Genomic DNA, 2,519 nt, shown 5'->3' on the forward strand with positions numbered 1-2,519 from the left:
TTACTGGCAAGCATTCTATGCCTTAGCTCTTCAGCAGGCAATGTGTCGTTAACATGGATACGGTTCATCTGTACCTCCAGCTATTGTTGTTCTGGAGATACTATAATCATAATTTGGATTTATGCAAGCGAATTAGTATTAGCTTGTGGTTGTCGCTTGATTATCTCATAGATCTGGGAATTATACATGATGATATAAGCTGGGATGCCTTCACTGGCAGCCAACTCATTGCGCCAATCCCGCAAGGCATCATATTGGGCGCGTTCAAGTTCACTCATGCCTTCCAGATCTGGTTTCCCAGTTCTTTCCCGGCGAGCCTGATACTCAATAAAGAATGAGTAGTATATACTGCCCTGACTATTGATAAATTCCTTCTCAATTCTTACTACGCTGTGCTCACGACAAAAGCGGTTGAATTCATGATCGTCGAATTCACCTGTGTCATGGTTGAATTTCACTAAAATCAAGCGATACATAATCTCTCTCTAAAAAATCCCGCGGGCAGGGGGAAGAATCCCCCTGCACCCCCACGGGATCGCAGATTCATAGCTTTGTCCCTTCGCCCTGAAGCAAGCAAAAGGCAAAAAGGACAAAAAACAAAAATCAAGGGGAAACCCTGACGCAGCGAAAGCCTAAACTGCCGTTGTAGCTGTTAGTAGCATCGTTGTAGCTCCGATGGGAAACGGTGCAGTAGTTGGCACTGTTGAACCAGCTACCGCCGCGTAACACACGGTGAGACCCGCTACTTGCTCCCGTAGGATTATTTTGTGAACCACTTTGATAGCTGCCGTAAATGTCCCAGTTCCACTCCCAAACGTTGCCAGACATATCAAATATGCCCAGTTCATTGGCTGCCTTGGTTCCTACTGTGTGGGTTGTACTGCCGGAATTGGAACTATACCATGCTACCGCATTGATGTCATTGCTACCACTATAGGTGTAATTATTGTTCTGGTTACCGCCCTGCGCCGCAAACTGCCACTCTGCCTCAGTAGGCAATCGATAGCCAGTGGCAGTCCAGCTGCAGCTTACATTGGTGTGGTTGCCACTACTTGTATTCCAACCCGCAGGCCAGGTTGCTGGATTAGTCCCGTAGGTGCTGTAGCTGTAACAAGGTGTAAGCCCTTCCTGCAGGCTCCTTCGGTTGCAGTACTCGATGGCGTTGAACCAGCTCACACAGTAGACAGGATAGTTGCTGCCGACCCCATATTCGGAAGCAGGATTGCTACCCATCACAGCTTGGTAGCCGGCCTGGGTAAGTTCATATTTATCCAGATAAAAGCTGCTGACCGTAACATTCGAAGTACCATTATTGAAAGTGCCTCCGGATACCAAAACAAAACTCGCGGGTATAGTAGGAAGAGATATTGTATAGCTCGCGCTGGCTACGGCACTGTCCCTCATCCCGTTTCTGTAGGCTTTGGCTTTCAATGTTGTCGTCTCTGAAACACGAATAGGAACGGAGTAAATTAGTGATGTCGAGTTTGGGTCGCTGCCGTCTGTAGTGTACTGAATAGTGGTGCCCAGGGTAGAGGTTGTAATGATAATCTCCACAGCACCTTCATAAGCTCCTCCAGCGGGGCTGAAGACAGGCTTGGAAACCTGTTCATCGGGCTCGGTAGGTTTGCTGCAGCCTGCCAAAATGAGTCCTGTGAACAATGCCAATAAAATGAAGCCTCGTATCATAATTGTTTTCATTAAGTAGCTCCTTAACTAAATGTCATGCAATTTGTAGCGCCGGGTCTGACCATGGTATCCTCTATTGACCCGATGATAGCATTAGTATCACCCAGATACCATATTTCCCCGCCGTTGGGGCAAAGAATAGAAAGTGACGGATCGACGGTGTCGTTTACTACCGGGGCTGAGGTTCCGTAGCCGGATAACGCTATCAGTCCGGAAGTAGTGAGGCTGAACAGGATGCCAATCAGCATAGCTGTTTTCATGGGTTCCTCCACATTTTGTTGTTTATTTTGTTAGATAAGAAAGCACAAAGTGCGATAATACCAGATGCATTAAACAACAAAATTGGTCAAGAAAAAAATGGGGGGGGGGTAAGTTATTGAACAGCATTTAATTATATGCATTTTACTTTCATTGAACAGTGGCTTTTTCACAAGAAAACGCTTTTATTCCGGAAATTCATAATATCTGAGTACTCGACCTAAGGTTAAGCAATATCAATGTATGAGTGGTAATGATTCATCGACTATTTAAGAATAGTAGCTTTTTTGCTTATCCTAAAATCTGTCGCATCCTTGTGCATCCGTATTTGTGTTAATACAGGGTAGTAGCTTCCTTGCTCCGGATAGAGTATCCGATACTACTCGCAAGGAGATAAGATGGAAGCCAAGCTACTGGAATGAATAATATGCCAAGATAGAGCCACTTGTTCGCAATTTGAGAGCCAGGCTCTCGGAAAATAGAGCCACTCAATTCGCTGATCAGAGCCACCTTGCCAATTAGCCCCGATATCTGATCATGGATTTATACACCAATCGGTGTAAATACATCCATGG

The 2,519-nt window shown here is 45.6% G+C and carries 3 protein-coding genes; all 3 read right to left on the reverse strand.

Annotated elements, in window-relative coordinates; all coding sequences use genetic code 11:
• Positions 1-119 precede the first annotated feature (119 nt).
• The gene (locus tag Q8M98_11235; protein MDP3115326.1) at positions 120-476 is read right to left on the reverse strand and encodes an HRDC domain-containing protein; all 357 of its coding nucleotides are present in this window, start codon (positions 474-476) and stop codon (positions 120-122) included.
• 127 nt (positions 477-603) lie between these two features.
• A complete protein-coding gene (locus Q8M98_11240; protein MDP3115327.1) occupies positions 604-1,698 on the reverse strand; it encodes an SUMF1/EgtB/PvdO family nonheme iron enzyme in 1,095 nt (364 codons plus the stop codon).
• Between the two features lie 11 nt (positions 1,699-1,709).
• Positions 1,710-1,946 carry a hypothetical protein gene (locus tag Q8M98_11245; GenBank protein ID MDP3115328.1) on the reverse strand — a complete coding sequence of 79 codons (237 nt, stop codon included), beginning with the start codon at positions 1,944-1,946 and terminating at the stop codon, positions 1,710-1,712.
• Positions 1,947-2,519 lie beyond the last annotated feature (573 nt).

The sequence above is a fragment of the Candidatus Cloacimonadaceae bacterium genome (genome assembly GCA_030693415.1).
GTDB lineage: Bacteria > Cloacimonadota > Cloacimonadia > Cloacimonadales > Cloacimonadaceae > JAUYAR01.

What these genes read in the sequence shown, in the direction of transcription:
- Q8M98_11235 (MDP3115326.1), bottom strand. Translation starts at nt 476, where the DNA reads ATGTATCGCTTGATTTTAGTGAAATTCAACCATGACACAGGTGAATTC.
- Q8M98_11240 (MDP3115327.1), bottom strand. Translation starts at nt 1,698, where the DNA reads ATGAAAACAATTATGATACGAGGCTTCATTTTATTGGCATTGTTCACA.
- Q8M98_11245 (MDP3115328.1), bottom strand. Translation starts at nt 1,946, where the DNA reads ATGAAAACAGCTATGCTGATTGGCATCCTGTTCAGCCTCACTACTTCC.